Source organism: Streptomyces sp. NPDC092045 (assembly GCF_044756005.1).
In the GTDB taxonomy this organism is placed as follows: Bacteria; Actinomycetota; Actinomycetes; order Streptomycetales; family Streptomycetaceae; genus Streptomyces.
On sequence record NZ_JBIVSC010000001.1, the window covers coordinates 427,825 to 445,240 of the forward strand.

Annotated in this window: 12 protein-coding genes; all 12 read left to right on the forward strand. The window is 69.2% G+C overall.

Going from position 1 to position 17,416, the window contains the following annotated elements; translation table 11 throughout:
• Nucleotides 1–154 precede the first annotated feature (154 nt).
• On the forward strand, nt 155–2,635 hold the full coding sequence (locus ACIQKA_RS02005; protein WP_402539669.1) for an ABC transporter family substrate-binding protein: 2,481 nt from the start codon (nt 155–157) through the stop codon (nt 2,633–2,635).
• Between the two features lie 304 nt (nt 2,636–2,939).
• Nucleotides 2,940–4,841 carry a translational GTPase TypA gene (gene typA, locus ACIQKA_RS02010; RefSeq protein ID WP_402539670.1) on the forward strand — a complete coding sequence of 634 codons (1,902 nt, stop codon included), beginning with the start codon at nt 2,940–2,942 and terminating at the stop codon, nt 4,839–4,841.
• Nucleotides 4,842–5,438: 597 nt separating this feature from the next.
• On the forward strand, nt 5,439–7,076 hold the full coding sequence (locus ACIQKA_RS02015; RefSeq protein WP_383158858.1) for an ABC transporter substrate-binding protein: 1,638 nt from the start codon (nt 5,439–5,441) through the stop codon (nt 7,074–7,076).
• A gap of 173 nt (nt 7,077–7,249) precedes the next feature.
• Nucleotides 7,250–8,182: an ABC transporter permease gene (locus ACIQKA_RS02020; RefSeq protein ID WP_383158868.1), complete on the forward strand. Its 933-nt coding sequence runs from the start codon at nt 7,250–7,252 to the stop codon at nt 8,180–8,182.
• Nucleotides 8,175–9,134 (forward strand): ABC transporter permease, encoded by a 960-nt coding sequence (locus ACIQKA_RS02025; RefSeq protein ID WP_383158860.1) that lies wholly within the window; start codon nt 8,175–8,177, stop codon nt 9,132–9,134. Before ACIQKA_RS02020 ends, ACIQKA_RS02025 begins: the two co-directional genes overlap by 8 nt.
• Before the next feature lie 14 nt (nt 9,135–9,148).
• Nucleotides 9,149–10,204 carry an ABC transporter ATP-binding protein gene (locus ACIQKA_RS02030; RefSeq protein WP_383158863.1) on the forward strand — a complete coding sequence of 352 codons (1,056 nt, stop codon included), beginning with the start codon at nt 9,149–9,151 and terminating at the stop codon, nt 10,202–10,204.
• On the forward strand, nt 10,197–11,309 hold the full coding sequence (locus ACIQKA_RS02035; RefSeq protein ID WP_383158865.1) for an ABC transporter ATP-binding protein: 1,113 nt from the start codon (nt 10,197–10,199) through the stop codon (nt 11,307–11,309). The genes ACIQKA_RS02030 and ACIQKA_RS02035 overlap by 8 nt, the downstream gene beginning before the upstream one ends.
• A 182-nt stretch (nt 11,310–11,491) precedes the next feature.
• Nucleotides 11,492–13,117 carry an ABC transporter substrate-binding protein gene (locus tag ACIQKA_RS02040; RefSeq protein ID WP_383160410.1) on the forward strand — a complete coding sequence of 542 codons (1,626 nt, stop codon included), beginning with the start codon at nt 11,492–11,494 and terminating at the stop codon, nt 13,115–13,117.
• A gap of 154 nt (nt 13,118–13,271) precedes the next feature.
• Entirely contained in the window at nt 13,272–14,195 is a 924-nt protein-coding gene (locus ACIQKA_RS02045) for an ABC transporter permease (protein WP_383160409.1), read from the forward strand.
• Nucleotides 14,188–15,174 carry an ABC transporter permease gene (locus ACIQKA_RS02050; RefSeq protein WP_383160407.1) on the forward strand — a complete coding sequence of 329 codons (987 nt, stop codon included), beginning with the start codon at nt 14,188–14,190 and terminating at the stop codon, nt 15,172–15,174. The genes ACIQKA_RS02045 and ACIQKA_RS02050 overlap by 8 nt, the downstream gene beginning before the upstream one ends.
• A gap of 6 nt (nt 15,175–15,180) precedes the next feature.
• Nucleotides 15,181–16,164: an ABC transporter ATP-binding protein gene (locus ACIQKA_RS02055; protein ID WP_383160404.1), complete on the forward strand. Its 984-nt coding sequence runs from the start codon at nt 15,181–15,183 to the stop codon at nt 16,162–16,164.
• Nucleotides 16,157–17,350 carry an ABC transporter ATP-binding protein gene (locus ACIQKA_RS02060; RefSeq protein ID WP_383160401.1) on the forward strand — a complete coding sequence of 398 codons (1,194 nt, stop codon included), beginning with the start codon at nt 16,157–16,159 and terminating at the stop codon, nt 17,348–17,350. Before ACIQKA_RS02055 ends, ACIQKA_RS02060 begins: the two co-directional genes overlap by 8 nt.
• Nucleotides 17,351–17,416: the final 66 nt, after the last annotated feature.

Genomic DNA, 17,416 nt, shown 5'->3' on the forward strand with positions numbered 1-17,416 from the left:
TGGGCCGCCGGGTCGCGGGTTGGGCCGCCCGAGTGGCGTTTTCCGGCCATTTCGCCGTGTCGCCATGGCCTGATCTTCTTCCTCCTTTTCAGTGGACGAGCAATAGGTGTGATCATCTCCAAATGGAATGAATCTGGACGAAGGGGTACAAGACATGTCCCAGATCGGCACCCCTCACGGCGGGACACGGACATGCCCCAAGAGCCCCCGCTCCCGGACGCTCCGCACCGTCGCCACCCTCACCAGCGCCGTCCTCGCCGTCACCGCCCTCGCCGGATGCAGCGCGGACGACGAGACCGAGGCCGCCCCGATCGCGGCCCAGGACGACGCGCCCGCCCCGCGCGACCGGGTCGCCGACGGCGGCACCCTGCGCTGGGCCGTCGACGCGGCGCCCACCACCCTCAACGCCTTCCAGGCCGACGCCGACGCCACCACCTCGCGCATCGCCGGAGCCGTGCTCCCCGCCCTCTACACCCTCGACCGGCGCGGCCGGCCGCAGCGGAACCCCGACTACCTGGAGTCCGCGCAGGTCATCGAGACCGAGCCCAAGCAGGTCGTCCTCTACAAGCTCAACCAGCAGGCCGTGTGGAGCGACGGACGCGAGATCGGCGCCCCCGACTTCGTCGCCCAGTGGCGGGCCCTGAGCGGCCGCGACACCGCGTACTGGACCGCCCGGAACTCCGGCTACGAGCGGATCGAGAAGATCGAGCGCGGTAAGAACGACCTGGAGGTGCGGGTCACCTTCTCCAAGCCCTACACCGACTGGCAGGCCCTCTTCACCCCCCTCTACCCCAAGCAGGTGATGGGGTCCCCGGACTCCTTCAACGACGGCGCCCGCACCGCCCTCAAGGCCACCGCCGGACCGTTCCTGCTGAAGTCGGTCGACGACGGGAGCGGCGACGTCACCCTCACCCGCAACCCCCGCTGGTGGGGGCAGGCCGCCAAGCTCGACACCGTCGTCCTCAAGCCCGTCCCCCGCGCCGACCGGGCGGACGCCCTCGCCGCCGGCACCCTCGACCTGGCCGAGATCGACCGCTCCACGGCCGAGCGGATCTCCCTGGCGCTCAAGGACGCCCGCGCCGGACGGAACGGCGCGCAGGCCGCCCTCGCCCACGGCCCCGGCTCCGCCGTCACCCCCTCCAAGGCCCTGAAGTCCTGGGCCCTCGCCCACGGCTCCGACGAGGAGAAGGCCGAGGAGGTCCGGGCCGCCCGCAAGGAGAACCAGGAGGCGATCGCCCGGTACGCGACCGCGCAGGACACCCTGGCCAAGTACGCCGTCCGCAAGTCCCTGGAGCCCGCCTACACCCAGCTCGCGCTGAACGGCGAGTCCGGGCCGCTCTCCGACGAGCGGGTGCGGCGCGCGGTGGCCCGCGCCATCGACCGCCAGGAGCTGGCCGAGGCCGTGCTCAAGCCCCTCGGCCTCCCGGCGAAGCCCCCCGGCAGCCACCTGGCGCTCGCCGGCCAGGCGGCGTACAAGGACAGCAGCGACGCCCTCGGCGGCCAGGACACCCAGGAGGCGAGGGCGCTCCTCGCCGACGCCGGCTGGGTCCCCGGAGGCGCCGAGCAGCCCGCCGGCACGAAGGCGGGCAGCGAGGCGGAGAAGAAGGCCGGGGAGGCGGGGACGAAGGCGGGAGAGGCCGGGGAGGCGGGGGAGAAGGCCGAGAAGGCCGCCGAGACCGGGAAGCCCGCGAAGGCCACCGCCACCGCTCCCGCCGACGCCGAGAAGAAGAGCGACGACGCCTCCGGGGACGCCCCCTCGGACGAGGGCCTCTACATCGTCGGCGACGACAAGCCGGGCGACCGCCGGGCCGTCCCCGCCGCCGACGGCCCCGGGAGCACCGCCCGCGTCCTGGCGCCGGCCCCCGACGCCGCCGGCGGGAGCGCCGCGCTCCGGGCCCGCGCCGAGGCCCTCGACACCCGGCCCGAGGCCCTCGAAGCCCGGCCCGGGGCCCTCGGCGCCGGTACGGGCGCCGCCGCCCCGCAGGCCGCCGGGCCCGACCGGGGGATGGCCGGGGCCTACGCCCCGCGCGGCACCGCCGCGCCCGCCGCCGTCCCCGAGGCCAAGCAGGCCCTCGGCAAGGACGGCAAGGCGCTCAGCCTCCGCTTCGTCCTGCCGTCCGGACCGGGCTCCGAGCCGCTGCGGACGGTGGGCGACCGGATCGTCCGGATGCTCGACGCGGTCGGGATCCGCACCGAGGTCACCAAGGTCCCCGACGAGAGCTTCTTCAAGGACCACATCGCCTCGGGCGACTACGACCTGGCCCTCTACTCCTGGCCCGCCTCCGCCTTCCCCGCGACCGACGCCCGGCCGATCTTCGCCAAGCCCGAGCCCGCCTCGGACGGGTCGCTCATGGTCGAGCAGAACTACTCCCGGGTCGGCACCGACCGCATCGACCAGCTCTTCGACCAGGCGGCGGGCACGCTCGACGAGGAGGAGGCCCTCGAACTCGTCCGTCAGGCCGACGCCCGGATCTGGGCCGCGGCCGGCTCCATCCCCCTCTACCAGCGCCCCCAGCTCGTCGCCGCCAGGGCCGACCTGGTGAACGCGGGCGCCTGGGGCTTCGCCGCCCCCCGCTACCAGGACATCGGTTTCAAGAAGGCCGAGACCTCCAGGGGATCCGAGCGGAACCGGTAGAACCGCGGCACGAAACCACTGAAACCACCGAAAGCTCTGAAAGCGCAGGTCACAACCTCAGAACCAGCTCAACTTCCTTGCCCGCCGGCCTCCCCGGCGGGCAGGATCGCGACGGCCCCTTGACCCGGCCGCACGACCTCCCCCACACCCTCGAAACCTCTCAGTAGACCCTCTCGGAACCCGGGCGGGGAAGCCTCTTGCACGGCGGCCCCGTACCATGGGAGGTAGCCGTGGCGCGTCCGCCCGGCGGGCGTAAGAGGAACTGACGCCGATTCCCACGATCCGAGAGAAGCGCAAGCCACCCATGCCCACGCGCCACGACATCCGCAACGTCGCCATCGTCGCCCACGTCGACCACGGCAAGACGACCATCGTCGACGCCATGCTCAAGCAGGCCGGTGCCTTCGCCGCCCACCAGCAGCTCGACGACCGCATGATGGACTCGAACGACCTGGAACGTGAGAAGGGCATCACGATCCTCGCCAAGAACACGGCGGTGAAGTACCACCCCAAGGACGGCGGGGCCCCGGTCACGATCAACATCATCGACACCCCCGGCCACGCCGACTTCGGCGGCGAGGTCGAGCGCGGTCTGTCGATGGTGGACGCGGTCGTCCTCCTCGTGGACGCCTCCGAGGGCCCGCTCCCGCAGACCCGCTTCGTGCTGCGCAAGGCGCTCCAGCAGCGCAAGCCCGTCATCCTCTGCATCAACAAGACGGACCGCCCGGACTCCCGGATCGACGAGGTCGTCAACGAGACCTACGACCTGTTCCTGGACCTGGACGCGGACGAGGACCAGATCGAGTTCCCGATCGTCTACGCCTGCGGCCGTGACGGCATCGCCTCGCTGACCAAGCCGGAGAACGGCACCGTCCCCGCGGACAGCGACAACCTGGAGCCGTTCTTCAACGCCATCCTGGAGCACGTCCCCGCCCCGGTGTACGACGAGGAGGCGCCGCTCCAGGCGCACGTCACCAACCTCGACGCCGACAACTTCCTCGGCCGCATCGCGCTGCTCCGCGTCGAGCAGGGCGAGCTGCGCAAGGGCCAGACGGTCGCGTGGATCAAGCGGGACGGCACGATCTCCAACGTCCGCATCACCGAGCTGATGATGACCGAGGCGCTCACCCGCAAGCCGGCCGAGGTCGCCGGCCCCGGTGACATCTGCGCCGTCGCCGGCATCCCCGACATCATGATCGGCGAGACCCTGGCCGACCCGGAGAACCCGATCGCGCTGCCGCTGATCACGGTCGACCAGCCGGCCATCTCCATGACCATCGGCACCAACACCTCGCCCCTCGTCGGCCGCGGCGGCACGGGCAAGGGCGCGGACGCCAAGGCCGCCGTCAAGAACCGCAAGGTCACCGCCCGCCAGGTCAAGGACCGTCTGGACCGCGAGCTCATCGGCAACGTCTCGCTCCGCGTCCTCGACACCGAGCGCCCGGACGCCTGGGAGGTCCAGGGCCGCGGCGAGCTCGCGCTCGCCATCCTGGTCGAGCAGATGCGCCGCGAGGGCTTCGAGCTGACCATCGGCAAGCCGCAGGTCGTCACCAAGCTCGTCGACGGCAAGGTCCACGAGCCCGTCGAGCGCCTCACGGTCGACGTCCCCGAGGAGCACATGGGCGCGGTCACGCAGCTCATGGGCGTCCGCAAGGGCCGCATGGACAACATGTCGAACCACGGCTCCGGCTGGGTCCGCATGGAGTTCGTCGTCCCGTCCCGCGGCCTCATCGGCTTCCGTACGGAGTTCCTCACCAACACCCGCGGCACGGGCATCGCCCACTCGATCCACGAGGGCCACGAGCCGTGGTTCGGCACGCTGACGACCCGTAACAACGGCTCGCTCGTCGCCGACCGCGCCGGTGCCGTCACCGCCTTCGCGATGACCAACCTCCAGGAGCGCGGCGTCCTGTTCACCGACCCCGGCACCGAGGTGTACGAGGGCATGATCGTCGGCGAGAACTCGCGCTCCGACGACATGGACGTGAACATCACCAAGGAGAAGAAGCTCACCAACATGCGCTCCTCCTCGGCCGACTCCTTCGAGGCGATCGTCCCGCCGCGCAAGCTCTCCCTGGAGCAGTCCCTGGAGTTCTGCCGCGACGACGAGTGCGTCGAGGTGACCCCGGAGGCCGTGCGCATCCGCAAGGTGATCCTGGACCAGAACGCGCGTGGCCGCGCGTCCTCCCGCGCCAAGAACGCCTGATCCGGAACCGGTTCGACCGGTCCTGACCGCGTGACCTGAGCCCCGCCGGTGCCGGCGGGGCTCAGTCGTGCCCCCGTGCCGGGCGGAGGCCCCCCGTGCCGGGCCGGACGCCGGGCGGTCCGCCGGCGGGCCGGTGCGGGGGCGTCCCGGCGGCGCCACCGGGGCCACCTGCGAAGATCGGCGGCCGAGGCCGTCGCGGGGGTCGCTCCGGGGGCCTCCGAGGGGCCGTGGGGAAGGGCCGCTCCGGGACCGGCCGTCAAGTCGAATTCAGAGATCCGGCGTCCGGATACCGGTCATCGCTCTCCGGAACGTGTATTAACAGTCCGTTTCGGGGGTGTCTGTCTGGACTCACTTTGTCCGGATTTCGGTACCTCGGGGGGTGGTGATGTTGTCAAAACGAGACCACTTAAGTGTGGTTTACGGCCCGGACGTACTTAATAGTTGGCTCCATTGAGCTCGGGTCAATGGGTCACGCACTGTGGGGAGTGCCGACTCACGAGCACACTCGGGGCACTTGAGTGCATAGCCGTCAGGGGTGTCGGCGAAACTCGGAGTGCCCCTCTTGTAGTGACAAAGTGGACTCATGAGGAGGAACCCATGCGCGGTGCCAAGAGCGCCAAGTGGGTAACGGGCGCGATCATCGTCGCCCTTGCTGCGACCGCCTGTGGCGGGGGGAAGAGCGACGGCGGCAGCGACGCCAAGGGCGCTGTTGACCCGAACGGAATCTTCTCCATCGAGCTCGGCGAGCCCGAGAAGCCCCTGTACACCGGTGACACGATGGAGTCCAACGGCTCCGCGGTCATGGCCGGCCTGTTCTCGACCCTGGTCGACTACAAGGCCGACGGTTCGCTGGAGATGATCAACGCCGAGTCGGTCACCACGACGGACTCGAAGACGTGGACCGTCAAGCTCAAGCCGGGCTGGACCTTCCACGACGGCACCCCGGTCACCTCCAAGTCCTACGTGGACGCGTGGAACTGGAACGCCAACGTCAAGAACGCCATGGGTCTCAACTCGTGGTTCGCCGACATCAAGGGCTTCGAGAAGCTCAGCCCCGAGGGCGAGGGCGCGCAGCCCACCGCCGACAAGCTGGACGGTCTGAAGGTCGTCGACGAGAACACCTTCACCATCGAGCTGTCGAAGGCCGTCCCGTACTTCGGCCACAAGCTCGCCTACATCGTCTTCGCTCCGCTGCCCGAGGCGTTCTACAAGGACACCAAGGCCGCCGGCCAGAAGCCGATCGGCAACGGTCCCTACAAGTTCAAGAGCTGGGACCACAAGAAGCAGATCGAGATCGTCCGTTACGACGACTACAAGGGCCCGAACAAGGCGAAGAACGGCGGTGTGGTCTTCAAGAACTACACCACCCTCGAGGCCGCCTACGAGGACCTGAAGTCGGGCAACGTCGACGTCCTGCGCCAGCTCGCCCCGAAGGACCTCCCGGTCTACCGCCAGGACCTCGGCGACCGCGCCGTCGACCAGGCGTACTCCGCGATCCAGACCGTCGCCGTGGCCTTCTACGCCGACCAGTGGAGCAAGCCCAAGCAGGTCGACCCCAAGGTCATCCAGGGCATCTCGATGGCCATCGACCGCGCCACCATCACCAAGACGGTGCTCCAGGGCACCCGCGAGCCCGCCTCCGGCTGGGTCGCCAAGGGTGTGCTCGGCTACCAGCCGAACGCGGTCGACGTCACCAAGTTCGACCCGGCCAAGGCCAAGGAGCTCATCAAGGCCGGCGGCGGCGTCCCCGGCAACAAGATCTCCATCCAGTTCAACGCCGACGGCGGTCACAAGGAGTGGGTGGACGCGGTCTGCAACTCCATCACCCAGTCCACGGGCGTCGCCTGCACCGGTGACGGCAAGCCGGACTTCCAGGCCGACCTCCAGGCCCGCAAGAACAAGCAGGTCAAGTCGTTCTACCGCTCCGGTTGGGTGCTCGACTACCCGGTGAACGCCAACTTCATCTCGGACCTGTTCCGCACGGGTGCGGCGGGCAACCAGGGTGGCTTCTCCAACAAGGAGCTGGACGCCAAGATCGCGAAGGCGGACTCCGCTCCCACGCTGGACGAGTCGGTCAAGGAGTTCCAGGCCATCGAGAAGGACCTGGTCAACTACATGCCGTCCATCCCGCTCTGGTACTACAAGGTCAACGCGGGCTACTCCGAGAAGGTTTCGGGCGTGGCTTACGGTCAGGACGGCGACCCGATCCTGACCGGCGTCGAGGTCCACAAGTAAACCCGAAAGCGTAGTCCGCAAGCCGTCACGGGACTGACGGATCGTCAGTCCCGTCTCGGCGCCTTACGCAGCGGCTGGGGGGCCCTTCCGCGGCACCGTGCTGCCCGAATCCGGGCGGTGCGCCGTCGTGGAGGGGCCCTCGGCTGCGGCCGTCACATCTCAACGGAGGCATGATGGGGCGCTATGTCGCACGACGACTGCTCCAGATGATCCCGGTTTTCTTCGGGACAACCCTGCTGATCTTCCTCATGGTCTACAGCCTGCCCGGTGACCCCGTGGCCGGTCTGTTCGGAGACAAGGGGGCGTCCCCCGCGACCATCGCGGAGATCAGACACAAGCTCGGTCTCGACCAGCACATCCTGAAGCAGTACTGGGACTACATCAGTGGAATCGTCTTCCACTTCGACTTCGGCACGCAGATCCGCAACGACCGGCCTGTGACCGAGGTCCTGGGTGACGCGTTCCCCGTCACGATCCAGCTGGCGGCCCTCGCCTTCGCCTTCGAGCTCGTCTTCGGCCTCAGCCTCGGCATCATCGCCGGCCTCCGCGCCGGACGCATGGCCGACAACGCGATCCTGATCTTCACCCTGCTGATCATCTCGATCCCGGTCTTCGTGCTCGGCTTCCTGATCAAGATGGTGTTCGCCTTCCAGCTCGGCTGGATCGAGCCGAACGTCAGCAACGACCAGCTGCTGTCCGAGATGATCGCCCCCGCCATCGTCCTCGGTGGTCTCTCCCTCGCCTATGTGGCGCGGCTCACCCGCACCTCCATGGCGGAGAACCTGCGCGCCGACTACATGCGCACGGCCGTCGCCAAGGGCCTGCCGAAGCGCCGCATCATCGGCGTCCACCTCATGCGCAACTCGATGATCCCCGTCGTCACCTTCCTCGGCACCGACATCGGCGCCCTGATGGGCGGCGCGGTCGTCACCGAAGGCATCTTCAACGTCAAGGGTGTCGGTGGTCTGATCTACGAGTCGATCACCCGCCGCGAGGGCAGCACCCTCGTCGGTCTCGTCACCGTCCTGGTGGTCGTCTACCTCATCACCAGCCTGCTCATCGACCTGCTGTACGCGGTCCTGGACCCGAGGATCCGGTATGCCTGACGTGACCAAGACCGCGGCCGCCGCGTCGGTGGACGCCGTCACCACCCCTCCGGTGGAGGCGTCCGCCCCCCAGCCGCCCAAGGCGGAGAAGCCCCGCTCCCTCTGGGGCGACGCGTGGCGCGACCTGCGCCGCAACCCGTACTTCCTCGTGTCGTCGGTGCTGATCTTCTTCCTGCTGCTCATCGCCGCGTTCCCGGGGCTGTTCACCAGCGCCTCGCCCACGGCCGGCGACCTCGTCAAGCACTACGTCGGCAAGCCCGAACTCGGCGACGTCGGCTCCGCCGGCTGGCTCGGCTACGACATCCAGGGCCGCTCCGTCTACGCCCGCCTGATCTACGGCACCCGCGCCTCGATCATCGTCGGCGTCTGCGTCACCCTGATCGTCACCGTGGTCGGCGGCGCCATGGGCATGATCGCCGGTTACTTCGGCGGCTGGGTGGACGCGCTCCTCTCCCGCCTCACCGACGTCTTCTTCGGCATCCCCTTCCTGCTCGGCGCGATGGTCGTCCTCCAGGCCTTCGTCGAGCGCACCGTCTGGGTCGTCGTCTTCGCCCTCGCCTTCCTCGGCTGGACGCAGATGGCCCGCGTCATGCGCGGCGCCGTGATCACGGTCAAGCAGGCCGACTACGTCCACGCCGCCAAGGCGCTCGGCGCCGGCACCAACCGGATCCTCTTCCGGCACATCCTGCCGAACGCCATGGCCCCGGTGATCGTCGTCGCCACCATCGCCCTCGGCGGCTACATCTCCGCCGAGGCGACCCTGTCCTACCTGGGGCTCGGCCTCGCCTCCCCGACCGTCTCGTGGGGTGTCGACATCTCCGCGGGTGTTCAGGCGATTCGTACGTCGCAGCACATCCTGCTGTACCCGTCGATCATGCTGAGCCTCACCGTTCTGGCGTTCATCATGCTCGGCGAAGCCGTCCGCAACGCCCTCGACCCCAAGCTGCGCTGAGGAGGGCGTAAAAGATGAGCATCATCGACAAGACCGCGGCCGTCCCCGCGCCGCGCGACGGGTCCGGCACCGGCCCGCTGCTCGAAGTCCGCGACCTGCACGTGGAGTTCCACACCCGTGACGGTGTGGCCAAGGCGGTCAACGGCGTCAACTACTCGGTGAACGCCGGCGAGACCCTCGCCGTCCTCGGCGAGTCCGGTTCCGGCAAGTCCGTCACCGCCCAGGCCGTCATGGGCATCCTCGACATGCCCCCCGGCAGGATCCCCAAGGGCGAGATCCTCTTCCGCGGCCAGGACATGCTGAAGATGTCCGACGAGGAGCGCCGGAAGATCCGCGGCCGCAAGATCGCGATGATCTTCCAGGACGCGCTGTCCTCCCTGAACCCGGTCCTCAACGTCGGCTACCAGCTCGGCGAGATGTTCCGGGTCCACCAGGGCCTGTCCAAGAAGGACGCCAGGACCAAGGCCATCGAGCTGATGGACAAGGTCAAGATCCCGGCGGCCAAGGCCCGGGTCTCCGACTACCCCCACCAGTTCTCCGGCGGCATGCGCCAGCGCATCATGATCGCCATGGCGCTGGCCCTGGAGCCGGACCTGATCATCGCCGACGAGCCCACCACGGCTCTCGACGTGACCGTCCAGGCCCAGGTCATGGACCTCCTCGCGGAGCTCCAGCAGGAATACAACATGGGCCTGATCCTGATCACCCACGACCTCGGCGTCGTCGCCGACGTCGCGGACAAGATCGCCGTGATGTACGCCGGACGGATCGTCGAGCAGGCGCCCGTGCACGAGCTGTACAAGCGCCCGGCCCACCCGTACACCCGCGGTCTGCTGGACTCGATCCCGCGCCTGGACCAGAAGGGCCAGGAGCTCTACGCGATCAAGGGCCTGCCGCCCAACCTGCTCCGCGTGCCCACCGGCTGCGCCTTCAACCCGCGCTGCCCCAAGGCCGAGGACATCTGCCGCACGGAGATCCCGGCCCTGGCGCCGGTCACCGAGCAGGACGGCACGGACCTTCCGGGCCGCAAGAGCGCCTGCCACTTCTGGAAGGAGACGATCCATGGCTGACCTCGGCAAGAACGACGAGGCCGTGGCCGCCGCCAACGAAGAGGCTCTGGTCACCGCCCTCGACGCCCCCGTCGGGCGGGGCGAGCCGATCCTCCAGGTGCGCGGACTGAAGAAGCACTTCCCGCTGACGCAGGGAATCCTCTTCAAGAAGCAGGTCGGCGCGGTCAAGGCCGTGGACGGGGTCTCCTTCGACCTCTACCAGGGCGAGACCCTCGGCATCGTGGGCGAGTCCGGCTGCGGCAAGTCCACGGTCGCCAAGCTCCTGATGAACCTGGAGCGGGCCACCGCCGGCGAGGTCTTCTACAAGGGCCAGGACATCACCAAGCTGTCCGGGCGCGCGCTGAAGGCGGTCCGCCGCAACATCCAGATGGTGTTCCAGGACCCGTACACCTCGCTCAACCCGCGCATGACGGTCGGCGACATCATCGGCGAGCCCTTCGACATCCACCCCGAGGTGGCCCCGAAGGGCGACCGGCGCCGCAAGGTGCAGGAGCTCCTGGACGTCGTCGGCCTGAACCCGGAGTACATCAACCGGTACCCGCACCAGTTCTCCGGCGGTCAGCGCCAGCGCATCGGCATCGCCCGCGGCCTCGCGCTCAACCCCGAGATCATCATCTGCGACGAGCCGGTCTCGGCCCTGGACGTCTCCGTCCAGGCCCAGGTCATCAACCTGATGGAGAAGCTCCAGGACGAGTTCAACCTCTCCTACCTCTTCATCGCGCACGACCTGTCGATCGTCCGGCACATCTCGGACCGCGTCGGCGTCATGTACCTCGGCAAGATGGCCGAGATCGGTACGGACACCGAGATCTACGAGCACCCGACGCACCCGTACACGCAGGCGCTGCTCTCCGCGGTGCCGGTGCCGGACCCGGAGGCCCGCGCGCACCGCGAGCGGATCATCCTCACCGGTGACGTCCCGTCGCCTGCGAACCCGCCGTCGGGATGCAGCTTCCGCACCCGCTGCTGGAAGGCGCAGGAGCGCTGCGCCCAGGAGGTCCCGCTCCTCGCGGTGCCGTCCGTCTTCAAGGGCCAGGACACTCCGGCCGCCCACTTCTCGGCGTGCCACTTCGCCGAGGAGAAGCAGGTCGTCCCGGCGCACTGACGCTCCGCGCGGTTCCGCACGGCCGGCTCCCGGCGCCCCACGGCGCCGGGAGCCGGCCGTTTTCGCGTCCTCCCGGCCCGGCGCGCGCCGTCGCACTGATGGGCGCCGACAACATGCAGGCGCACTGATGCGGGGTGATATTGGGGCTCTCAGTGTGAATCGGTACATACGGGAGGCACTCCATGCGCGGAGCCACGCACGCCAAGTGGGCCGCTCTGGCCACCGCCGTCGCCCTCGCGGCGACCGCCTGCGGCGGCGGGGACAGCGGCGGCGGCGGAGGGGCGGACGGCGTCGTGTCCTCCTCGTGGGGCGACCCCCAGAACCCGCTGGAGCCGGCCAACACCAACGAGGTGCAGGGCGGCAAGGTCCTGTCGATGATCTTCCGGGGGCTCAAGCAGTACGACCCCAAGACCGGCGAGGCCAAGGACATGCTCGCCGAGAAGATCGACACCACCGACTCCACCAACTTCACCATCACCGTCAAGGACGGCTGGACCTTCTCCAACGGCGAGAAGGTCACCGCCAAGTCCTTCGTCGACGCCTGGAACTACGGCGCCCACCTGAAGAACAACCAGAAGAACGCCTACTTCTTCGGCCAGATCGAGGGCTACGACCAGGTCCACCCCGAGAAGGGCCAGCCCACCGCCGAGACCATGTCCGGCCTCAAGGTCACCGGCGACCGCACCTTCACGGTCAAGCTCACCCAGAAGTTCTCCACCTGGCCGGTCACCCTCGGCTACGCGGCCTTCGCCCCGCTGCCCCAGTCCTTCTTCAGCGACCACGCCGGCTGGCTCTCGAAGCCCGTCGGCAACGGCCCGTACACCATCGACTCCTACTCCAAGGGGTCCCAGATGGTCCTGAAGAAGTGGGACGCCTACCCCGGCACCGACAAGGCGCAGAACGGCGGCGTGACCCTCAAGGTCTACACCGACAACAACACCGCCTACACCGACCTGATCGCCGGCAACCTCGACCTCGTCGACGACGTCCCCGCCGCGCAGCTCAAGAACGTCGAGGCCGACCTCGGCGACCGGTACCTCAACGTGCCCGCCGGCATCATCCAGACCCTCTCGTTCCCGTTCTACGACGCGAACTGGAACAAGCCGAACCAGGCGAAGCTGCGCCAGGGCCTGTCACGGGCGATCGACCGCGACCAGATCACCGAGACGATCTTCCAGAAGACCCGCACCCCGGCCGTCGACTGGACCTCGCCCGTCCTCGGCGAGGAGGGCGGCTTCAAGGACGTCTGCGGCGACCTCTGCAAGTACGACGCCGCCGAGGCGAAGAAGCTGGTCGCCGAGGGCGGCGGCATCCCCGGCGGCACCATGAAGATCTCGTACAACGCCGACACCGGCAGCCACAAGGAGTGGGTGGACGCGGTCTGCAACTCCATCAACCGCGCCCTCGGCAACGACCGCGCCTGCGTCGGCAACCCCGTCGGCACCTTCGCCGACTACCGCAACCAGGTCACCACGCAGAAGCTCACCGGCCCGTTCCGCGCCGGCTGGCAGATGGACTACCCGCTCATCCAGAACTTCCTCCAGCCGCTGTACTACACCAACGCCTCGTCCAACGACGGCAAGTGGACGAACCCCGAGTTCGACAAGCTGGTGAACCAGGCCAACGCCGAGGCCGACACCGCCAAGGCCGTCGGGATCTTCCAGCAGGCCGAGGAAGTCCTCCGCGACGACATGGGCGCCATCCCGCTCTGGTACCAGAACGGCAGCGCGGGCTACTCGGAGCGCGTGAGCAACGTGACCCTGAACCCCTTCAGCGTCCCGGTCTACGACCAGATCAAGGTCGGCTGACCCCGGGGGGCGCCCGCCGCACGAGCACGGCGGGCGCCCTCCCGGCAGGCCGACGGCGCACGGCCCGGCCCGCGGACCTCCGCGCCGGGCCGTACGCCTTCCCGCACCCCTCCCCGGAGCCAAATCCCCCCGGAGCCAACCCCCGGAGCCCCCCATGGGTCGATACGTGATCCGGCGACTGCTGCAGATGATCCCGGTCTTCTTCGGCGCCACGCTGCTGATCTTCCTGATGGTGAACGTGATGGGCGACCCCGTCGCCGGACTGTGCGGCGACCGCCAGTGCGACCCGGCGACCGCCGCCCAGCTCAAGAAGGAGTTCGGCCTCGACAAGCCGGTCTGGCAGCAATACCTGACCTACATGGGCAACGTCTTCACCGGCGACTTCGGCACGGCCTTCAACGGCCAGGAGGTCACCGAGCTGATGGCCAACGCCTTCCCGGTCACCATCCGGCTCACCCTCGTCGCGATCCTCTTCGAGATCGTCATCGGCATCAGCCTCGGCGTCCTCACCGGCCTCAAGCGCGGCCGCCCCGTCGACACCGGCGTGCTGCTGCTCACCCTGGTCGTCATCTCCGTCCCGACCTTCGTCACCGGCCTGCTCGTCCAGCTCCTCTTCGGCGTCAAGTGGAAGTGGATCGACCCCTCGGTCTCCTCCGCCGCCACCTTCGACGAACTCATCGTCCCCGGCCTCGTCCTCGCCTCCGTGTCGCTCGCCTACGTCACCCGGCTCACCCGGACCTCGATCGCCGAGAACAAGCGCGCCGACTACGTCCGCACGGCCGTCGCCAAGGGACTGCCCCGCCGCCGGGTCGTCACCCGGCACCTGCTGCGCAACAGCCTCATCCCCGTGGTCACCTTCATCGGCACCGACGTCGGCGCGCTCATGGGCGGCGCCATCGTCACCGAGCGGATCTTCAACATCCACGGAGTCGGCTACCAGCTCTACCAGGGCATCCTCCGCCAGAACACCCAGACCGTGGTCGGCTTCGTGACCGTCCTCGTCCTGGTCTTCCTGGTCGCCAACCTGCTCGTCGACCTCCTGTACGCCGTCCTTGACCCGAGGATCCGCTATGCCTGAGATGCCCGAGCACCACGACGAAGGGTCGGCCATCGCCTCGACCGGGGCCGGCGGCGCCACCGACCTCGCGATGTCCGAGGCCGAGACCCTGGAGAGGGTCCCCGGCGGCCCCGACGGCACGGGCCCCGAGAAGAAGGCCCGCTCCCTCTGGTCCGACGCCTGGCACGACCTGCGCCGGAACCCGATCTTCATCGTCTCCGGCCTGGTCATCGTCTTCCTGGTGGTCATCGCGATCTGGCCGCAGCTCATCGCGAGCGGCAACCCGCTGGACTGCGACCTCTCCAAGGCCCAGGAGGGCTCCCAGCCCGGCCACCCCTTCGGCTTCAACGGCCAGGGCTGCGACGTCTACACCCGCACGGTCTACGGAGCCAGGGCCTCCATCGAGGTCGGCGTCCTCTCCACCCTCGGCGTGACCCTCCTCGGCTCCGTCCTCGGCGGCCTCGCCGGCTTCTACGGCGGCGCCTGGGACGGCTTCCTCTCCCGGATCACCGACATCTTCTTCGCCATCCCCGTCGTCCTCGGCGGTCTGGTCCTGCTCTCCGTCGTCAGCAACAACACCGTCTGGCCCGTCATCGGCTTCATGGTGCTGCTCGGCTGGCCGCAGATCTCCCGCATCGCCCGCGGCTCCGTCATCACCGCCAAGCAGAACGACTACGTCCAGGCGGCCCGCGCGCTCGGCGCCTCCAACTCCCGGATGCTCCTCCGGCACATCACGCCCAACGCCGTCGCCCCCGTGATCGTCGTCGCCACCATCGCCCTCGGCACGTACATCTCCCTGGAGGCGACCCTCTCCTTCCTCGGCGTCGGCCTCAAGCCCCCGACCGTCTCCTGGGGCATCGACATCTCCGCGGCCTCGCCGTACATCCGCAACGCCCCGCACATGCTGCTCTGGCCGGCCGGCGCGCTGGCCGTCACGGTGCTCGCCTTCATCATGCTCGGCGACGCCGTCCGCGACGCCCTCGACCCCAAGCTGAGGTAGGGATCCATGCTGCTCGAAGTGCGCGACCTGCACGTGGAGTTCCACACCCGGGACGGGGTGGCCAAGGCGGTCAACGGCGTCGACTACTCCGTCGACGCGGGGGAGACCCTCGCCGTCCTCGGCGAGTCCGGCTCCGGCAAGTCCGTCACCGCCCAGGCCGTCATGGGCATCCTCGACGTCCCGCCGGGGAGGATCACCCGGGGCGAGATCCTCTTCCAGGGCCAGGACCTCCTCAAGCTCAAGGAGGACGAGCGGCGCAGGATCCGGGGCGCCAAGATGGCGATGGTCTTCCAGGACGCGCTGTCCTCCCTCAACCCCGTCCTCAGTGTCGGCGACCAGCTCGGCGAGATGTTCCAGGTCCACCGGGGCATGTCCCGGAAGGACTCCAGGGCCAAGGCCGTCGAACTGATGGACCGGGTCCGCATCCCCGCCGCCAAGGAACGCGTCGGCCAGTACCCGCACCAGTTCTCCGGCGGCATGCGTCAGCGCATCATGATCGCCATGGCGCTCGCCCTCGAACCCGAGCTGATCATCGCCGACGAGCCCACCACCGCCCTCGACGTCACCGTCCAGGCCCAGGTCATGGACCTCCTCGCCGAGCTCCGGCGCGAGCTCAACATGGGACTCATCCTCATCACCCATGACCTCGGCGTCGTCGCCGACGTCGCCGACAAGATCGCCGTGATGTACGCGGGCCGGATCGTCGAGCGGGCCCCCGTCCACGAGATCTACAAGGCCCCCGCCCACCCCTACACCAAGGGCCTCCTCGAATCGATCCCACGCCTGGACCAGAAGGGCCAGGACCTCTACGCGATCAAGGGCCTGCCGCCCAACCTGCTGCACATCCCGCCCGGCTGCGCCTTCAACCCGCGCTGCCCGATGGCCCAGGACGTCTGCCGGACCGACGAGCCCCCGCTGTACGAGGTGACCGGGTCCCCGGTGCCGCGCGCCAGCGCCTGCCACTTCTGGAAGGAGTGCCTCCATGGCTGAGGCGATTCTCGAAGTCCGGGACCTCCACAAGCACTACCCGCTGACCCAGGGCATCCTCTTCAAGAAGCAGGTCGGCGCCGTCAAGGCCGTCGACGGCGTCGACTTCGACCTCGTCGCCGGCGAGACCCTCGGCATCGTCGGCGAGTCCGGCTGCGGCAAGTCGACCGTCGCGAAGATGCTGGTCAACCTGGAACGGCCCACCTCCGGCACCATCCGCTACAAGGGCGAGGACATCACCAAGCTCTCCGCGCGCGCCCTCAAGGCGGTCCGCCGCAACATCCAGATGGTCTTCCAGGACCCGTACACCTCGCTCAACCCGCGCATGACCGTCGGTGACATCATCGGCGAGCCGTACGAGATCCACCCCGAGGTCGCGCCCAAGGGCGACCGGCGCCGCAAGGTCCAGGACCTCCTGGACGTCGTCGGTCTCAACCCCGAGTACATCAACCGCTACCCGCACCAGTTCTCCGGCGGCCAGCGCCAGCGCATCGGCATCGCCCGCGGCCTCGCCCTCCAGCCCGAGGTCATCGTCGCGGACGAACCGGTCTCGGCCCTCGACGTCTCCGTCCAGGCCCAGGTCGTCAACCTCCTGGAACAGCTCCAGTCCGAGTTCTCCCTGTCGTACGTCTTCATCGCCCACGACCTGTCCATCGTGCGGCACATCTCCGACCGGGTCGGCGTCATGTACCTCGGCCGGATCGTCGAGATCGGCACCGACGCGCAGATCTACGACCACCCCACCCACCCCTACACCCAGGCGCTGCTCTCCGCCGTCCCCGTCCCCGACCCCGAGGCGCGCGCCCACCGCGAGCGGATCATCCTCACCGGCGACGTGCCCTCCCCGGCCGACATCCCCTCCGGCTGCCGCTTCCGCACCCGGTGCTGGAAGGCGCGGGAGCGCTGCGCCCAGGAGGTCCCCCTCCTGGCGGTCCCGGCCGTCTTCCGCCTCACCGACAGCCCGGCCCGCCACGACTCCGCCTGCCACTTCGCGGAGGAGAAGCACGTGGTCGCGGAGGAGCACCGGGCGGTCCTGGAGAAGCCGGGGGACACGCCGGGGGCCGGCGCTCCGAACCCGGAGAAGGGCGACCCGCCGCCCCCGGGCGGCAGCCACCTCCTCCGCCCGGACGACGAGGCCCCGGAGACGGACCCACCGGAGACGGGCCCCCCGCCCCCCGGCACGCCTTAACACCGGGGCAACCCGCCCGACTCGGCTCCGATATACGGACGCGACAGGCTGCACACCGTACGGCCG